The 17,012-nt window shown below is 42.1% G+C and carries 16 protein-coding genes and 3 pseudogenes; 15 read left to right on the top strand and 4 right to left on the bottom strand.

Translation table 11 applies throughout. From position 1 onward, the window contains the following. Positions 1–200 precede the first annotated feature (200 nt). The 10 genes and pseudogenes from LDL57_RS11115 to LDL57_RS11070 all read left to right on the top strand — a co-directional run. A complete protein-coding gene (locus tag LDL57_RS11115) occupies positions 201–518 on the top strand; it encodes a hypothetical protein (protein WP_180559232.1) in 318 nt (105 codons plus the stop codon). 116 nt (positions 519–634) lie between these two features. Continuing rightward, positions 635–1,240 (top strand): 4Fe-4S dicluster domain-containing protein, encoded by a 606-nt coding sequence (locus tag LDL57_RS11110; protein WP_180559250.1) that lies wholly within the window; start codon positions 635–637, stop codon positions 1,238–1,240. After that, the gene (hycC, locus tag LDL57_RS11105) at positions 1,240–3,060 is read left to right on the top strand and encodes a formate hydrogenlyase subunit 3 (protein WP_180559233.1); all 1,821 of its coding nucleotides are present in this window, start codon (positions 1,240–1,242) and stop codon (positions 3,058–3,060) included. The genes LDL57_RS11110 and hycC overlap by 1 nt, the downstream gene beginning before the upstream one ends. Positions 3,061–3,070: 10 nt before the next feature. Continuing rightward, a complete protein-coding gene (locus tag LDL57_RS11100; protein WP_180559234.1) occupies positions 3,071–4,003 on the top strand; it encodes a respiratory chain complex I subunit 1 family protein in 933 nt (310 codons plus the stop codon). Positions 4,004–4,012: 9 nt separating this feature from the next. Beyond that, entirely contained in the window at positions 4,013–5,722 is a 1,710-nt protein-coding gene (locus tag LDL57_RS11095; protein WP_180559235.1) for a hydrogenase large subunit, read from the top strand. Between the two features lie 125 nt (positions 5,723–5,847). Beyond that, positions 5,848–6,390 carry a formate hydrogenlyase complex iron-sulfur subunit gene (locus LDL57_RS11090; protein WP_180559236.1) on the top strand — a complete coding sequence of 181 codons (543 nt, stop codon included), beginning with the start codon at positions 5,848–5,850 and terminating at the stop codon, positions 6,388–6,390. Continuing rightward, on the top strand, positions 6,390–7,157 hold the full coding sequence (locus LDL57_RS11085; RefSeq protein WP_180559237.1) for an NADH-quinone oxidoreductase subunit B family protein: 768 nt from the start codon (positions 6,390–6,392) through the stop codon (positions 7,155–7,157). Before LDL57_RS11090 ends, LDL57_RS11085 begins: the two co-directional genes overlap by 1 nt. Further along, positions 7,154–7,564, top strand: coding sequence for a formate hydrogenlyase maturation HycH family protein (locus LDL57_RS11080; RefSeq protein ID WP_180559238.1), 411 nt, complete (start codon positions 7,154–7,156; stop codon positions 7,562–7,564). The genes LDL57_RS11085 and LDL57_RS11080 overlap by 4 nt, the downstream gene beginning before the upstream one ends. Then, positions 7,557–8,012, top strand: coding sequence for a hydrogenase maturation peptidase HycI (hycI, locus tag LDL57_RS11075; RefSeq protein ID WP_180559239.1), 456 nt, complete (start codon positions 7,557–7,559; stop codon positions 8,010–8,012). Before LDL57_RS11080 ends, hycI begins: the two co-directional genes overlap by 8 nt. 216 nt (positions 8,013–8,228) lie before the next feature. Beyond that, positions 8,229–8,366, top strand: a pseudogene (locus tag LDL57_RS11070) (electron transport protein HydN); the annotation flags it as partial. A 74-nt stretch (positions 8,367–8,440) separates the two neighbouring features. On the opposite strand, the gene tnpA reads toward LDL57_RS11070, so the two are convergent. After that, positions 8,441–8,845, bottom strand: a complete 405-nt coding sequence (tnpA, locus tag LDL57_RS11065; protein ID WP_225505529.1) for an IS200/IS605 family transposase — start codon at positions 8,843–8,845, stop codon at positions 8,441–8,443. A 58-nt stretch (positions 8,846–8,903) separates the two neighbouring features. Here tnpA and LDL57_RS11060 point away from each other — a divergent pair. The 3 genes and pseudogenes from LDL57_RS11060 (at position 8,904) to tyrA (ending at position 12,317) form a co-directional block, all read left to right on the top strand. Further along, positions 8,904–10,126 (top strand): annotated as a pseudogene (locus LDL57_RS11060) (RNA-guided endonuclease InsQ/TnpB family protein). A 44-nt stretch (positions 10,127–10,170) separates the two neighbouring features. Next, complete coding sequence (locus LDL57_RS11055) at positions 10,171–11,181, top strand: 3-deoxy-7-phosphoheptulonate synthase (RefSeq protein WP_180559009.1); 1,011 nt, start codon at positions 10,171–10,173, stop codon at positions 11,179–11,181. A gap of 14 nt (positions 11,182–11,195) precedes the next feature. Next, positions 11,196–12,317, top strand: coding sequence for a bifunctional chorismate mutase/prephenate dehydrogenase (gene tyrA, locus LDL57_RS11050; protein ID WP_180559010.1), 1,122 nt, complete (start codon positions 11,196–11,198; stop codon positions 12,315–12,317). Between the two features lie 47 nt (positions 12,318–12,364). Here tyrA and pheA read toward each other — a convergent pair. The 3 genes and pseudogenes from pheA to bamD all read right to left on the bottom strand — a co-directional run bounded on the left by pheA (position 12,365) and on the right by bamD (position 15,144). Next, a pseudogene (pheA, locus tag LDL57_RS11045) lies at positions 12,365–13,528 on the bottom strand (bifunctional chorismate mutase/prephenate dehydratase). A gap of 243 nt (positions 13,529–13,771) precedes the next feature. Beyond that, positions 13,772–14,104 carry a ribosome-associated translation inhibitor RaiA gene (raiA, locus tag LDL57_RS11040; RefSeq protein ID WP_180559011.1) on the bottom strand — a complete coding sequence of 111 codons (333 nt, stop codon included), beginning with the start codon at positions 14,102–14,104 and terminating at the stop codon, positions 13,772–13,774. Positions 14,105–14,412: 308 nt separating this feature from the next. Beyond that, positions 14,413–15,144 carry an outer membrane protein assembly factor BamD gene (bamD, locus tag LDL57_RS11035; RefSeq protein WP_180559015.1) on the bottom strand — a complete coding sequence of 244 codons (732 nt, stop codon included), beginning with the start codon at positions 15,142–15,144 and terminating at the stop codon, positions 14,413–14,415. Between the two features lie 134 nt (positions 15,145–15,278). Here bamD and rluD point away from each other — a divergent pair, with 134 nt between their 5' ends. Together rluD and yfiH are read left to right on the top strand one after the other, a co-directional pair. After that, on the top strand, positions 15,279–16,256 hold the full coding sequence (gene rluD, locus LDL57_RS11030; RefSeq protein WP_180559012.1) for a 23S rRNA pseudouridine(1911/1915/1917) synthase RluD: 978 nt from the start codon (positions 15,279–15,281) through the stop codon (positions 16,254–16,256). Then, a complete protein-coding gene (yfiH, locus tag LDL57_RS11025) occupies positions 16,257–16,991 on the top strand; it encodes a purine nucleoside phosphorylase YfiH (protein ID WP_180559013.1) in 735 nt (244 codons plus the stop codon). Positions 16,992–17,012 lie beyond the last annotated feature (21 nt).

Below are 17,012 nucleotides of genomic sequence, written 5' to 3'. Positions count from 1 at the left end.
GTTTATTTTATTGCTATTAATTATCACGGTAACAAAATAAACAGCGCAAGATTATGAGCCGCTGCTGATATTTCATGTCGATGAGATCTAAATAACAATTTAACCGGCCGGCTTGTTGGCTGTTTTATTATTTAATTATATGAAAATAAAATAATTATATTTTGGCATGAGAACTGCTTAGTGAGGTTATTTTTTTATAAATGGAGTCAATCACTATGATCTTTTCACCATTAAGCCAGAAAACTGATGTTATGGCTGGCTACTCTCTCGCTCGTCTGGCTCCACGCTATCACAACTGCGACGGTTATCTTATCTGCCAATTTCTCTCCTTTGCTAAAGGGTATCTGCATCGTTTTATCTTTTGTGGTTTTAGTAATGGATTAATTTATCGTTTATTTGCGGGCATTTTGATTCTTATCATCTCGCCATTAATTACCATTAGTCATACTTTGCCGCATACCATTGAAACTGGCGAAGCCGGGCAAGCTAGGTTACGGCAAATAATCATGTTGAGTTAATGTACTACCGCCTAAATAGATTATTGGATAATGTCGGAAGTGACAATTTCGACACGGTTTCGTCAAAAATGACTATCACTTAAGGATCAAAAATGACTATCACCACAGGATCAGCGGTGAATCGTTTTGTTATTGCTGACTCTACGCTTTGCATTGGTTGTCGTACTTGTGAAGCTTCTTGCTCGGAAAATCACCGCTTACAAGGACTACAAACGCAAGCGCGTCTGAAAGTGATGCGAAATGAAAAAGAATCAGCCCCGCAACTCTGTCATCAGTGTGAAGATGCGCCTTGCGCGCAGGTTTGTCCGGTTAATGCCATTAATCGGATCAATAATGCTATTCAATTAAACGAAAGTTTGTGTGTCAGTTGTAAGTTATGTGGTCTCGCCTGTCCGTTTGGTACTATCGAATTTTGTGGCAGTCGCCCACAGGGTATTCCTGCTGATAGTGATACGCCGATTGCCCCGCCGGCACCACCGGAACTGACACGTGTTAGTCCGTTTTTAGACTGGATAGCTGGTGTTCGCGCTATCGCTGTTAAATGTGATCTGTGCTATTTCGATGAACGAGGTCCGGCATGTGTACGTACCTGCCCGACTAAAGCGCTACGTCTGATTGATAACCATGATATTGCCAACGCTAATAAACGTAAGCGTGAGCTGACTATCCAGATGGTGTTAGGCGATTTGTCGTTAATTAACGGCCAGAATGGAGAGTTGTAATGAGTGTCGAGATGTTGATTAACGGAGCAATTTTTACCTTGGTCATCAGTGGTTTGTTAGCCGCATTACTGATGTTCAACAAGCCGTTAAGTGGATTAATCGCTGGGCTTGGTGGTGTTTTAGCTAATCTTGCTATGCTATTGGCCGGCGGACAAGTACTGCTGGGTAGCACTAGTGCCAGCGATTTTATGTTACCTGTTGGTAACTGGTCACTGCATATCACGGCACTTAATGGATTGTGGTTAGTGGTTTTTGGCTTACCAGGAATTTTTGTCAGCTTGTTTAATATCAGTTGGCATCGACATCCTGCAACGCAGTCTAATGGGCTGTTAATAAATATGTTCTTGGCAGCGGCAACATTGGCCGTGGTGGCCGGGCACCTTGTTATGTTGGTGATAATGGCAGAAATTATGGCGCTATGTGCGCTGTTTCTGACCGGTTGCCATCAGGCAAGTAAAGTGTGGTTTGTATTAGGCCGGTTGGGTACGCTGCTATTGGCTATGATGTGCGTCATTATCTGGCGAACTTATGGCACCTTAAATATTGCTGAGCTGCGTCTGCTTATGGTAACGCTACCAATGAGCAGTGTAACTTGGATGTTGGGGCTAATTGGATTTGGTTTATTAGCCGGCATCATTCCTCTGCATGGCTGGGTGGTGCCAGCTCATGCCAATGCTGCTGCGCCAGCTGCAGCATTATTTTCTACTGTGGTCTTGAAAGTGGGTGTCTATGGCATTTTGCTACTTTCGTTACTGAATACCACATTACCATTATGGTGGGCAATTGTGCTGTTATTGCTCGGTATGCTGACGGCATTTATTGGCGGACTGTATGCATTAATGGAGCACAATATTAACCGATTACTGGCTTATCACAGCCTTGAGAATATCGGCATCATACTGCTGGGGCTTGGTGCCGGGCTTATTGGTGTCTCCCTGCATGAACCACTTTTGATTGCCCTCGGCATGATAGGGGGATTATACCATCTGTTTAGCCATAGCTTATTTAAAACTACGTTATTGCTTGGTGCGGGTGCAGTATGGTTCCGTACCGGTTATCTGGATATCGAAAAATTAGGCGGCATAGGTAAACGTATGCCGCTTCTCGCAATGTCGATGCTGGTTGGCTTAATGTCAATGGCAGCGCTCCCTCCTCTCAATGGTTTTGCCGGCGAGTGGGTTATTTATCAAGCCTTTTTCCGTCTGGGTGAACAGCCAGCATTTGTCAGTCGTTTGCTAGGGCCATTATTAGCAACCGGGCTTGCCATTACGGGTGCCTTAGCGGTGATGTGTATGGCAAAAGTGTATGGCGTTATGTTTTGTGGTGCGCCCCGCACGCAAGCTGCTGAAAAAGCCTATTCTAAACCCTGGCTAATGAATATTTCGCTCGCTGCGTTAGCATTTTTTTGCATTGTTGGTGGGGTTGCTGCGCCTTGGATTATGCCATTACTAAGCTACGTCGTGCCTTTACCGTTAGTGACTAATCACACCATGGTGTCGCAGCCGATTATCACGCTATTGTTGATTGCGGCAACGCTATTGCCGGTTGTTCTATTAATTGTCTGCAAAGATGGACGTTTGCCATTTCGTTCTCGTGGTTCAGCGTGGGTTTGTGGTTATCAATACGAACAGGCGATGAGTATCACTGCATCCGGTTTTGCCCAACCGGTAAAAGTGATGTTTGCTTTGGTGTTTAAATTAGGACGGATACTCAATCCGGCGTCGTTATTACCAGGTTGGCAAACAACTAGCCTGCCGGTGTTGTTTCGCCGTGTGGCTTTTATTGAACTGGCGGTACTGCTGGTGGTTGTGATTTCTTAGGGAGCCTAATATGAATTCGCTGTTTTTTGCCCTTGTGCAGGCTTTAGTGCTATTTGCATTGGCGCCGCTACTATCTGGCGTCAGTCGCATGGCACGCGCTCGGCTACATAACCGCAAAGGGCCCGGAGTGTTACAAGAGTATCGAGATCTAATCAAATTACTGGGTCGCCAAAGTATCGCGCCAACAGCCTCAGGTTGGCTATTCCGACTTATGCCGTTTTTGATGATCGGCGTGATGTTTACTATCGCGACTGCATTGCCCGTGGTGACAGTGGCATCGCCATTATCTCCGCTTGGTGATCTGATCACACTTATTTACCTATTTGCTATTGGCCGTTTCTTTTTTGCGGTGGCCGGTCTGGATACCGGTAGTCCGTTTACGGGCATTGGTGCCAGCCGTGAAGCGGTGTTGGGAGTATTAGTTGAGCCAATTTTACTATTAGCTTTATGGGTGGTTGCACAAGTGGCAGGTTCAACCCACATCAGTTTAATCGCCGCGACGATTTACCATTGGCCTGTAGAACAAAGCGTTCCTTTAGTGCTGGCATTTTGTGCCTGTGCTTTTGCCACCTTTGTTGAAATGGCTAAGCTACCGTTTGATCTTGCCGAAGCTGAGCAGGAGCTACAGGAAGGGCCGCTTTATGAATATAGTGGTGCCAGTTTTGCGTTGTTGAAATGGGGAATTAGCCTCAAACAGCTCGTGGTATTGCAACTGTTTGTTGGCGTGTTTATACCGTGGGGACAAATTGAACATCTGTCGGTAGCAGGTTTGCTACTGGCAGTGGTGGTGGCGTTGATAAAACTGTTGGCCGGCGTAACAGTGATTGCTTTGTTAGAAAATAGCATGGCGCGATTACGTTTTTTGGCCACATCACAAGTTACCTGGTTCGGTTTTGGCTTTGGCTTTTTAGCTTTCGTCTCTTTGTTAGCGATAGGATTTTAGAGAATTACCATGTCTGAAGAAAAATTAGGTCAACACTATCTTACGGCTTTGTGCCAGGCATTTCCCGGCGTTGTGTTGGAGGAAGGTTGGCAGACTAAAGATCAATTAACCATTACGATAAAAATCAACGCATTACCTGAAGTGATAGCGTATCTTTACTACCAGCAAGGAGGGTGGTTATCGGTATTATTCGGTAATGATGAACGCAAATTGTGCGGTCACTACGCGGTTTATTATGTACTTTCCATGGAGCAGGGAATTAAATTTTGGATCACCGTTCGAGTTGAAGTGGATGCCGATAAACCGGAGTTTCCATCAGTGACTCCACGTGTTCCGGCAGCTGTATGGGGCGAACGTGAAGTCCGCGATATGTACGGTTTGATGCCTGTTGGTTTGCCCGATGAGCGTCGTCTGGTACTACCCGATGACTGGCCTGATGATCTCTATCCATTGCGTAAGGATAGTATGGATTATCGTCAGCGTCCTGCACCGACCACTGACAGCGAAACTTACCAATTTATTAATGAGCTGGGTAATAAAAAAAATAATGTGCTACCCATTGGCCCATTACACGTCACTTCTGATGAACCCGGTCACTTTCGTTTATTTGTTGATGGCGAAAATATTGTTGACGCTGATTATCGCCTCTTTTATGTCCACCGTGGTATGGAAAAATTGGCTGAAACACGGATGGGTTATAACGAAGTGACATTTTTGTCTGATCGGGTCTGTGGTATTTGTGGTTTTGCTCACAGTACTGCTTATGCCACCTCAATTGAGAATGCAATGGGAATTGTGGTCCCAGAGCGAGCCCAAATGATCCGTGCCATTTTGCTAGAGATCGAACGTTTGCATTCCCATTTGCTTAACTTAGGTTTGGCCTGCCATTTTGTTGGTTTCGATTCAGGTTTTATGCAATTTTTTCGCGTACGTGAATCTTCTATGAAGATGGCTGAAATCCTGACCGGGGCACGTAAAACCTATGGACTTAACTTAATTGGCGGTATTCGTCGTGATCTGCTTAAAGATGACATGAAAAAGACCCGCCAATTGGCTCAGCAGATGCGGCGTGAAGTGCAAGAGCTGGTGGAGATATTATTAACGACGCCCAATATTGAGCAGCGTACTGTCGGCATTGGGCGCTTAGATCCGCAAGTCGCACGTGATTTTAGCAATGTTGGCCCGATGGTCCGCGCCAGTGGTCATGCCCGTGATACGCGCAGGGATCACCCTTTTATCGGTTACGGTTTACTACCGTTAGAGGTGCATAGCGAACAAGGATGCGATGTACTTGCTCGCCTCAAAGTTCGTATCAATGAAGTCTTTACCTCACTCAATATGATTGATTTTGGTTTGGATAATCTTCCTGCTGGTGCATTAATGGTAGAGGGATTTACTTATATTCCACACCGTTTTGCTTTAGGTTTTACTGAAGCACCACGCGGCGATGATATTCACTGGAGCATGACCGGCGACAATCAAAAACTGTGGCGCTGGCGCTGTCGGGCGGCAACTTATGCCAATTGGCCGACACTGCGCTATATGCTACGTGGCAATACTGTGTCTGATGCGCCATTGATAATTGGTAGTCTTGATCCCTGTTATTCCTGTACTGATCGTATGACTGTTGTCGATGTGCGTAAGAAAAAGAGTCAAGTGGTGCCTTATAAAGAACTAGAACGTTACAGTATTGAACGTAAGAATTCACCGCTGAAATAACTTTTGCTTTTGCTGAGACTATTTACCTTTGAATCTTATCTGGGTAATGGTAAGCCGTTTATGATTAACTGGTGCAATTTCTTTCGCCAGTTGCACGCAGTTAGCAAAAGCCAACTGGAGTTATCATGTTTAATTTTATTAAGAAAGCTTTAAAAACCGGGATTGTTACTGAAGATTATCCACTGACGCCAATTGAAGTGGATAAAAACTTTCGCGGTAAACCGCAACATAATTCACAACAATGTATCGGTTGTGCGGCATGCGTCAACGCTTGTCCATCCAATGCATTAACCACCGAAATTGATTTGCCAAAAGGCCAGTTGCGCTGGCAATTAAACCTTGGTCGTTGCATTTTTTGTGGTCGTTGTGAAGAGGTTTGTCCAACGGCAGCCATTCGTTTGTCACAGGAATATGAACTAGCAGTATGGCGCAAAGAAGATCTTTGCCAGCAAGCACAATTTGCTATTTGTTATTGCCGGCTATGTCAGCGTCCTTTGGCAGTAAAAAAAGCGATCAACTACGTCATCGAGATACTCAAACATAATGGCGACCCACGGACTGAACATCATCGACAAAGTTTTGAAACTTGCCCTAATTGCAAGCGGTTACAGGGATTGACTCCGTCAGATAAAATCGATTTAAGCCGTGAAATGAAGGAGACAATTTGATGAGCCAGTTTTTGCCATCGCGTGATCAGCAAGGTATGCCGGTACCGCTAGCAATAGATGAATCTATCGCACGAATGAAAGCATTATTGTTGAAGAAAATTAAACGCTCGGCTTATGTTTATCGGGTTGACTGTGGCGGTTGTAATGGTTGTGAAATTGAAATTTTTGCCACCATTTCACCCATTTTTGATGCCGAACGTTTTGGCATTAAGGTCGTTCCTTCCCCACGTCATGCTGATATATTGCTGTTCACTGGGGCAGTTACGCGTGCAATGCGTACGCCAGCGTTACGCGCCTGGCACTCGGCTCCTGATCCTAAAATTGCGATATCCTATGGCGCCTGTGGTAATTCAGGTGGCATTTTTCATGATCTCTATTGTGTTTGGGGCGGAACGGATAAGATTGTGCCAGTCGATGTATATATTCCTGGTTGTCCACCCACCCCTGCTGCGACGCTATACGGTTTTGCCATGGCGTTAGGGCTGCTGGAGCAAAAAATTCATCTGCGCAAACCTTCTGAAGAAGATAATCAGCCGGCAGAAATGCTACATCCAGATATGGTGCAACCCTTACGAGTGCGTATCGACCGCGCTGCCCGTCGTTTAGCCGGCTATCGCTATGGTCGTCAGATTACCGACAATTTTATCAATTATCTTATGCAGGGTGAAGATCGGGTGGCGCAGTGGCTGGCTGATGAAAATGATCCGCGCTTAAGTGAAATTGTTGCCAATCTTAGCCAGATCGTTAAGCGGGAGCAGGTTAAATGAGTGACAAGGTGGTGTTCAGTCAACTGAGCCGTAAATTTATTGATGAAAATGAAGCTACGCCACCGCAGGCACAGCAAGTTATCTATTACGGACTTGCCATTGGTCACCATTTAGGCGTGATAGATTGTTTACAAGCTGTGCTTAGCTGTCCCTGGCCAGAATATCAGCTCTGGATTGCTACCCTCGAAGCAGGAAGTGAAGCGCAGCGGAAAATGGCGGGTGTTACGCGTTATGGCGAAATTGTTATTGATAGCAGCCATGTGGCAATGCTGGCAAAGGCTTTTAGCGCGGCGCTAAACCAACAGACTAACCAACAGCAAAGTTGGAGCCAGCAGATGTTGAGTATGCTAGCCAATATTCAGCAGGAGAGTGCTATCTATTTGATGGTAAGGAGGGAGCGTGGCTGATGTTTTACTCTGTGTCGGCAATAGCATGATGGGTGATGACGGCGCAGGCCCATTGCTGGCACAGATGTGTCGTGCTACACCACAAGGGGAATGGATAGTAATTGATGGTGGTAGTGCGCCAGAAAATGATATCGGCGTTATTCGCCAATTACAGCCAAATCGTTTATTGATTGTCGATGCTACCGACATGGGACTGGCGGCTGGTGAAATCCGGCAGATCGATCCACAAGATATTGCTGATATGTTTATTATGTCGACCCATAATATGCCACTTAGCTATCTTATTGAGCAGCTAAAAGAGGATACTAATGAGGTGATTTTCTTAGGTATCCAGCCAGATATTGTCGGCTTTTATTACCCGATGACGGCAGCGGTAAAAATAGCCGTTGCAACAGTTTATGCCAGTCTGGCTGATATTCAGCAGCTAAGGCAGTTCCGGCCACTATAAATGTTTCATCGTATATAGTAGCAAGAGGCTTGGCTAACATGACTTTCTCGTTTTAGACAGGCATTTTTATCCTACTAATACGATTTAACCGAATTACTTCGATATTTATCATCGTCAATCGTGATGATGACAAGCACGTGCCAATTTTTTGTTAACTTAAAATTGGCACAGTTTATGAATATATTTCTCTATTGACTGTCATTGCTGGAGAAGTGAATGAATTGTTTCATTATTACTGATGCAAATAAATGTATTGGTTGTCGTACCTGCGAAGTGGCTTGTGTGGTATCTCATCAGGAAACACAAGACTGTGCTTCAGTCACAGCTAAGACTTTCTTACCGCGTATCCATCTTAACCTCCAAAGGGTACTCCCACCGACATAAGGTGGGAGGGGAATTTGGTCGGGCTTGAAAAGCCCGAAGAATGATCAGCCACGCTGATTTTGAATGTATTGCTTAACAACTTCCAGCGGTGCTCCCCCGCACGAACCTGCAAAGTATGATCGAGACCACAACACTGGCTTGCCGTAAGCCCCACGCAAGTCTAGAAACTCATTACGCAGACGACGAGACGTTACCGCTTTCAGCGAGTTTACTAGTACTGACAACTGCACTGTGGGCGGGTACTCGATCAGCATATGAACGTGATCGGACTCTCCGTTACTTTCCTTTAAATCAGCCCCAAAGTCGCGACACACTTCACCTGCATACTGATGAAATGCTTTGTAGTGCAAGCCACTGAGTACTTTCTTTCGGTACTTAGTCACAAAGACAAGGTGAACATGTAAAAGAAACGCTGCATGTCTTGAACGGTTGATTTTATATTTTTGCATTGAAATTAACCGGATATACGGTAAGATAGTGAGATAATTTACTACACACTGAGTAATAATGCTAATTCTAAAAGCCTACAAATTCAGACTCGAACCAACCGAAAACAGTCGCAACGTTTGCGGCAGTTGTGCGGATGCGCTCGTTTTATCTGGAATTACGGGCTAGCAGAGACGCAACGCATTATTGAATCCGGCGGTAAACTACCGTCAGCGTTTGAACTAAATCGGATGCTCACAGAATGGAAAAAAAGCCGGAACATTCCTTTTGCAAGAAGCCTACACGGATAATCTTCAGCAGAAACTCAAAGATCTGCACGGGGCATGGAAACGCTGCTTTGATAAAAACTGGCAGCAAAAGCTCCTGTATTTAAAAGGAAAAATGACGGGCGTGATTCAGTTCGTTTTGTTAATTTTGATAAATATTGTCAGCTCGATAATGGCAGAGTGAGATTACCGTCAGGTTTGGTATGGGTAAAGTTCCGGCAGTCGCAAAAGCTGTACGGTAAGATTAAAAACGCAACCGTTAGCCAACATGCGGGACACTGGTATATATCGTTTCAGGTCGAACTGGAAATGGACATTCAGCCTCATTCGTCAGCAACAATGATTGGTTTGGATGCAGGTGTAACCAGACTCGCCACGCTGTCAGACGGCACAGTGTTTGAACCTGTAAACAGTTTTAAAACCAACCAAAAAAAGCTGGCGAAATTCCAGCGTCAGTTAAGCTGTAAAGTTAAATTCAGCAATAACTGGAAAAAACAGAAGCGAAAAATCCAACGTCTCCACTCGCATATAACCAATATCCGCAAAGACTACCTTCACAAAGTCACCAGTGAAATCAGCAAAAACCACGCGATGATCGTCATTGAGGACTTAAAGGTCAGTAACATGTCGAAATCGGCAAAAGGTACACAAGAGCAGCACGGACGGAATGTCAGGGCAAAATCAGGACTTAACCGTTCGATACTGGATCAGGGTTGGTATGAAATGCGCCGTCAGCTTGAGTACAAGCAGCTATGGCGCGGTGGTCAGGTATTAGCTGTGCCTCCGGCATATACAAGTCAACGGTGTGCATGTTGTGGTCATACAGCGAAAGAAAATCGTCAATCACAAAGTAGATTCGAGTGCCTTGAGTGCGGGTATACAGAGAACGCAGATATCAACGGAGCTCGTAACATTTTAGCGGCAGGACATGCCGTGTTAGCCTGTGAAGTGAACGGTGCAGTAATGCCGTCAGCAGCAGGAACCAGGCTTCTGAGCGATCAGATAGTCTCCGACTAACGGGAATCCCCCTCCTGAGTCACGAAGTGTGAAGGTGGGGGAGGATGTCAATAGATCATAATAATCAGCAAAAAATTACCCATTCTCGCCGAATAATTGCTGATATTATTCAGCATCGTGACCCACGGCTGTTAGTTATTTGTGGTCCATGTTCTATCCATGACGTAGATGCAGCGCTGGAATATGCCCATCGATTAAAGCAGTTAGCAATAGAACTTGCTGATAGTTTATATATTGTTATGCGAGTTTATTTTGAAAAACCCCGCACCACGGCTGGTTGGAAAGGTTTGATTAGTGACCCGATGATGGATGGTTCTTTTGATATGGAAAAAGGGCTGCATATTGCACGTAAATTACTGTTATCGCTCGTGGATATGGGATTGCCATTAGCCACAGAAGCTCTTGATCCAAATAATCCACAATATTTAGGTGATTTATTTAGTTGGTCCGCTATAGGCGCTAGAACAACTGAATCACAAACACATCGTGAAATGGCTTCTGGACTCTCCATGCCGGTTGGTTTTAAAAATGGTACTGATGGTAATTTAGTTACGGCAATTAATGCAATGAGAGCAGCAGCAATGCCGCATCGCTTTATGGGCATTAATCAATCAGGTCAAGTTTGTTTATTACAAACACAAGGTAACCCTAATGGTCATATCATTTTAAGGGGAGGGCAAAAGCCAAATTATAGTGCGCAAGATATTGCAAATTGTGAAATACAGATGCGCAATGCTAATTTATTACCCTCTTTAATGATTGATTGTAGCCATGGTAATTCGAGAAAAGATTTTCGTCGACAACCGTTGGTGGTGGAATCGATTATTGAGCAAATTACTTCTGGTAATCGGTCAATTACAGGTATGATGCTTGAAAGCCATATTAATGAAGGAAATCAATCTTCCGAACAATTACGTTCTAAAATGAAATATGGTGTTTCTGTTACTGATGCTTGTATTAGTTGGGAAACAACAGACGCAGTATTAAGAAAATTACATACTAAAATTCGCTCGGTACTTAAAGAGCGTATTAAGACCCTAGAAAAGGCAAGCTAATACAAGGTAAATTGATGTCAGCAGAATTATTACAATTACGTCAACAGATTGATGAAATCGACAAATCATTACTCGCATTACTCGCAAAAAGAGAGCAATTAGTGACGGCAGTGGGTGAAGTAAAAAGCCGGCAAGGGTTACCTATCTATGTACCAGAGCGTGAGGCTTCAATGTTAGAAGCGCGTCGCAAAGAAGCGCAAAAAATAGGTATTGCCCCTGATCTGATTGAAGATATTTTACGCCGCATTATGCGTGAATCTTACCAGCATGAAAATAATCAAGGCTTTAAAAAATTAAATGCTGATTTAGGACCTATTATCATTGTGGGTGGCGAAGGTCGGATGGGAAAATTATTTAGTCGATTATTTACCCTCTCTGGCTATGAGGTTTATAGTTTGAACGAAGAAGATTGGGATACAGCCGATAAATTATTGGCTAATGCTGCTGTAGTCATGATTAGTGTCCCAATTCATTCCACGGTAGAAGTTATTCATAGATTGCCCAAGTTGTCTAAAGATACATTATTGATGGATATCTCTTCTATTAAGCAACAACCGCTTGAAGCTATGTTATCAGTGCATAATGGGCCTGTTGTTGGCTTACACCCAATGTTCGGCTCAGATGTTAATAGTATTGCTAAACAGGTAATTATTTATTGTGAAGGGCGAAATCCAGCAGCATACCAATGGCTATTAGAACAATTGACAGTTTGGGGCGCTAGATTACATAAAATTAATGCCACAGAACATGATAAATGTATGGGATTTATTCAGGCGCTTCGTCATTTTACTACTTTTGCTTATGGACAATATTTATCTGAACAAAAAATCGATCTTCAACAATTGTTAGCTCTTTCATCGCCTATATATCGATTAGAGTTAGCAATGGTTGGACGTCTATTTGCTCAGGATCCACAACTTTATGCAGATATCATTATGGCATCTGATGAAAACATTGATTTAATTGTTAAATATTACCAAAGTTTTGGTCATTCTGTGGCATTGCTTAAAGAGCAAGATAAGGCAAAGTTTATTTCCCAATTTGCGAGAATTAGTCAATGGTTTGGTCAGGATGCTAAAAGGTTTATGCAAGAAAGTAATGCATTATTACAACAAGCTAATGACATTAGTCGTTAATTTGCTGTAATTAATACTGTTAAAAAACCGGTTATATAACCGGTTTTTTAGTTAGTAAGGCCAGTAGGTACTAAATTATCAGCTGGGTAGCAGCCGAGAATTTTTATTGAACGTGTTATTGCAGTTAACTTTTCTAATGCATGTTGCATATCTAATGAGCGTAAGTTTGCCTGTACATCAATGTAAAACATCTCTTCCCATGGTTTATTATTAATTGGTCGGGATTCTAACTTACTCATAACAATATTATGCTCTTTCAGTACTAATAATGCATCGACTAAAGCACCAGCATGTTGACTAGTCGCGATCAACAATGTTGTTTTAGCCGGAATTTGCTCGGAAACTTGTACAGCATTGCGCGCGATAACAATAAAACGTGTCATATTATCGGGTTGATTAGCAATATTTTGTTCAAGAATGGTCAAACCATATAATGAACCGCCCATTTCGCTACCCAAAGCAGCCACTTTAGCTGAATTGATTTTAACTACTTTTTGCATGGCACTAGAGCTACTATCGCAATATTTAATTTTCCAATTAGGATATTGTTGTAGAAATTGACTGCATTGTTGAAATGGTTGCGAATGGCTATACACCGTTTCGATATTTTCCAATGGTACTTGAGTTATCGCAAGTAGGCAGTGATTAATGGGTAAACGCATCTCACCTACGATTGAAAGTTGGGTATTTTGCAGCAAATCGTAAACGTCATTAATTGCCCCTGAGCTGGAATTTTCTAAAGGTAAAATACCGTAATCAGCTTGTTTGCTTTCAACTAAAGCAAAGATATCTTGGAATTTATCACAACTTTATTCGATAGATTGACTAAAATGGCGCGCTGAATAGTGGCGTGCTGCAAGATGAGAATAGGATCCCTTGGGCCCTAAAAAAGCAATTCGGGCAGAACCATGAGCTACCGGATTTAAATGTTGCTGAAACACAGCTTGCTGAGTTAACACACAATCTTGGTTGATGATTTGAAAAAGGCGAGTAATATAAAAGCCATCCAGACCGAGTTTCTTTCCCTCAGTTATTAATCTATTTAGTAATTGCTGTTCATGATTTATATTATCAATAGGTTGATGCAGTTTTAATTTAGCCTGAGCGACATGAGTCGCTAAATGATGTCGCTCAGCCAGTAAATTTAATAACAAATGATCAAGTTCGTTTATTTTTTTCTGCATGTTTAATAGATTAGATATACTTTCCATAATTATTTTCTCTGTTGTTTTATTTTTTATTATTGTGTAGCGAATGCGAATAAAAAAACGCTTTTATCAAAATTATCAAGAAGCTAACAAAAATTCAGTAAGTATAAGGATTAAGCTAGGTTATTAATAATTGTTTTAATCAATATGAATTATGAAGCTTATTTTTATGTTAAGCAAAACAAATAAAATAATAAAAAGCGCACTTCTATAAGTACGCTTAGAGAAAAATAAAATGGCACACACTTATGGCTGAATGGCTAGATCTATCTCTTTTGCTATTGGATAAGCACGTCTAGCCTCATTTTTATGTTGACGTTTATTAAGTTGTTTTTCTAGCTTATTTATTAATTCATTGGTTGCAATATAAAAATTACTATGTTTCGCACTAGCAAATAATTTTCCATTTGGTGTATGAATATTGGCATCAACAATAAACCCTTGAGGCTCTTTTGACAGCACAATGTGAGGATTAATTAAAGAAACTCGCCATTTGCTAAGTTTATTCAAACGTTCTTCAATATGGTGACGTATAGCAGGTGTAATTTCTATGCACTTACTTGTTATACTTACTATCATATCGCTACCTCACTTATCATTAAGTTATGGATGTTTTTAGGATAGCGATAATTAATAGAAAAAACGTGATCTCGATCGGTTTTATTTGCTCTCTTACTAAAGTAATGATGGGAGTGTGGATGTATTATCAAAAAAAATGCTTGTTTCTTGCATAAGATACTCGTTTTTTGCATTATTGATGAATTGATCTATTTTATCGGTTTAAAAAATTATTATCTGGCTAAAACTATTTTTTTGTTGATTAACATTAAAAACAGCAAAATAGCTTTGCTGTTTTTAATCAATAAATATTAGTGATTATTATTCCCTTAGGCTGAGTTAGCGGCGATTAATTGTGCAACCTTATTTTTTTCCTGGGTTAAGCCTAACTTATCGTAGGCTATCTCCATATATTTTAGTGCATTGCGTGTTGACTGGGTATCGGGATAATTTTTTAGCATTTGTTCAGTGCGATTAATAACAGCAACATAAGCGCCACGTTTATTATAATATTTAATAATAGCCAGCTCATATTTTGCTAAACGTTCTTTTAGAAAAACTAAACGTTTGCTAGCATCTGTTGCATAAAGGCTATTTGGATAAAAACGAACCAGTTGGCTAAAGTCTCTAAAAGCCACGAGCGCATGTTGAGGATCGCGATCTGAACGATCAATACCAAAAAAATCTTGTAGTGCACTATCGTCTAACGCTTGTGCTGTAAGACCACGCATATACAAAACATAGTCAATATTAGGATGTGTTGGATTAAGGCGAATAAAACGGTCAATAGTTGCTATCGCTAATGGTAGCTCAGCTGATTTATAGTAGGCATAAATCATATCCAGTTGCGCTTGTTGGGCATAAGGGCCAAATGGATAACGATTATCGAGAGTTTCTAATAATTTGATTGCCCCTTTATAATTACCGCTTTGTAGTTTCTCTTGGCTGCTGGTATAGATATCAGTGGGAGAGCTTTCTGGTATAGCATCCTTATTGCTGGAGCATCCGGTAACAAATAAACTCAATGTGGCTGCTGCCAGCAGATATTTTATACGTATAATCACGTGGTTGTTTCCTCTGAATGTGTTTGGGGCGATCTCCATAAAGCCCCCTAACGAAATATGAGTTACAATAGCACATATTTTAATTAAAACGGCACTGCCGTCAAAATGTAAACTTTACTGTAGATAATTTTATGGCTCAACAATTACAACTTCAGGCGCAAATTCTAGAATCGCAACTTGGCCAACGTTTAGACCAAGCTCTAGCTGAATTATTTCCTGATTATTCTCGCTCACGAATAAAAGAGTGGATTTTAGATAATAGAGTGCTGGTAAATGGCAAAATCATAAATAGGCCGAAAGAAAAAGTATTTGGCAGTGAACAAATTGCCATTGATGTACTGATTGAAGAAGATATGCGTTGGCAGCCACAAAATATTCCATTAAATATTATTTATGAAGATGACGAAATTCTGGTTATAAATAAACCTCGTGATTTGGTGGTTCATCCCGGTGCTGGCAATTCAGATGGAACGGTGCTAAATGCTCTTTTGTATCGTTATCCTGAGATTATTAATGTTCCACGAGCAGGGATTGTTCATCGGCTGGATAAAGATACTACCGGATTAATGGTTATTGCAAAAACGATACCTGCTCAGACTCATTTGGTAGAAGCTTTGCAGCGAAGAGAAATTACCCGTGAATATGAAGCGGTAGTAAATGGTCGTATGACCGCTGGGGGAACGGTAGATGAGCCGATTGCTCGTCACCCAACTAAACGAACACATATGGCTATTCACCCAATGGGCAAACCTGCAATTACCCATTATCGGGTAATGGAGCATTTTCGCGCTCATACCAGACTTAGATTGCGGTTAGAATCAGGTAGAACGCATCAAATTCGCGTTCACATGGCGCATATTAATCATCCTTTAGTTGGCGATCCGGTATATGGTGGTCGCCCACGCCCCTTAAAGGGTGTCTCGGAAGAGTTTCGGCAAATTATGAACAATTTTAATCGTCAGGCGCTCCATGCCACAATGTTACGTTTATATCACCCTCTTACTGGTATTGAAATGGAGTGGCACGCAGATATTCCTGCAGATATGGTTATACTAATTAATATACTCAAAGCAGATGCAGTGATGCATAGAGATGAGATGGATTGGTAAATGGATAGCTTAATATATCCGAACTGGCCACAACCTGAAACAGTCATGGCTTGTAGCACAACACGCATTGGTGGTAATAGTTTGCCACCTTATGACAGCCTCAATTTAGGGCTACATGTTGGTGATCAACCGCGATTAGTGACACAAAACCGCAATATCTTAATGAAAATTGCACAACTACCAACCCAGCCTTGTTGGCTTACTCAGGTACATGGCACGCGTATTATCGATTTGGATAAAGAAAAAAAGGGTAATTTGTCAGCGGATGCTGCTTACAGTTGTGAACAAGGACAGGTGTGTGTTGTGATGACAGCAGACTGTTTGCCTGTTTTACTCTGTAACGAACAAGGCACGGAAATTGCTGCCGTACATGCTGGCTGGCGAGGTTTATGTGATGGGATCCTGGAAAAAGCGATAAAACAATTTAAATCACCGGCTTACTCTATTATGGCCTGGCTCGGGCCAGCAATTGGCGCGGAAAAATTTGAAGTAGGTAGTGAAGTGAGAAGTGCTTTTATTGAACATAATGCAGAATTAGCGCAAGGCTTTAAAGCTTTTGCACAGGGTAAGTATCTCGCTGATCTCTACTTGCTAGCGCGTATAAAATTGAACGCAATGGGCGTCCAGCATATTTATGGAGGAACCTATTGTACTATGAGTGAGCCAACGCGTTTTTTTTCTTATCGTCGTGATGGTGTAACGGGACGAATGGCATCATTAATCTGGTTAAAATAAATCTTTAACAATATTAGTTAT

This window comes from Arsenophonus apicola (assembly GCF_020268605.1).
Classification (GTDB): Bacteria; Pseudomonadota; Gammaproteobacteria; order Enterobacterales; family Enterobacteriaceae; genus Arsenophonus; species Arsenophonus apicola.
This window is presented reverse-complemented; position numbering and strand designations above follow the sequence as displayed.

What these genes read in the sequence shown, in the direction of transcription:
- LDL57_RS11115 (WP_180559232.1), top strand. Translation starts at nt 201, where the DNA reads ATGGAGTCAATCACTATGATCTTTTCACCATTAAGCCAGAAAACTGAT.
- yfiH (WP_180559013.1), top strand. Translation starts at nt 16,257, where the DNA reads ATGGATAGCTTAATATATCCGAACTGGCCACAACCTGAAACAGTCATG.
- LDL57_RS11095 (WP_180559235.1), top strand. Translation starts at nt 4,013, where the DNA reads ATGTCTGAAGAAAAATTAGGTCAACACTATCTTACGGCTTTGTGCCAG.
- LDL57_RS11055 (WP_180559009.1), top strand. Translation starts at nt 10,171, where the DNA reads ATGTCAATAGATCATAATAATCAGCAAAAAATTACCCATTCTCGCCGA.
- LDL57_RS11100 (WP_180559234.1), top strand. Translation starts at nt 3,071, where the DNA reads ATGAATTCGCTGTTTTTTGCCCTTGTGCAGGCTTTAGTGCTATTTGCA.
- tnpA (WP_225505529.1), bottom strand. Translation starts at nt 8,845, where the DNA reads ATGCAAAAATATAAAATCAACCGTTCAAGACATGCAGCGTTTCTTTTA.
- raiA (WP_180559011.1), bottom strand. Translation starts at nt 14,104, where the DNA reads ATGATAGTAAGTATAACAAGTAAGTGCATAGAAATTACACCTGCTATA.
- hycC (WP_180559233.1), top strand. Translation starts at nt 1,240, where the DNA reads ATGAGTGTCGAGATGTTGATTAACGGAGCAATTTTTACCTTGGTCATC.
- tyrA (WP_180559010.1), top strand. Translation starts at nt 11,196, where the DNA reads ATGTCAGCAGAATTATTACAATTACGTCAACAGATTGATGAAATCGAC.
- rluD (WP_180559012.1), top strand. Translation starts at nt 15,279, where the DNA reads ATGGCTCAACAATTACAACTTCAGGCGCAAATTCTAGAATCGCAACTT.
- LDL57_RS11085 (WP_180559237.1), top strand. Translation starts at nt 6,390, where the DNA reads ATGAGCCAGTTTTTGCCATCGCGTGATCAGCAAGGTATGCCGGTACCG.
- LDL57_RS11080 (WP_180559238.1), top strand. Translation starts at nt 7,154, where the DNA reads ATGAGTGACAAGGTGGTGTTCAGTCAACTGAGCCGTAAATTTATTGAT.
- LDL57_RS11090 (WP_180559236.1), top strand. Translation starts at nt 5,848, where the DNA reads ATGTTTAATTTTATTAAGAAAGCTTTAAAAACCGGGATTGTTACTGAA.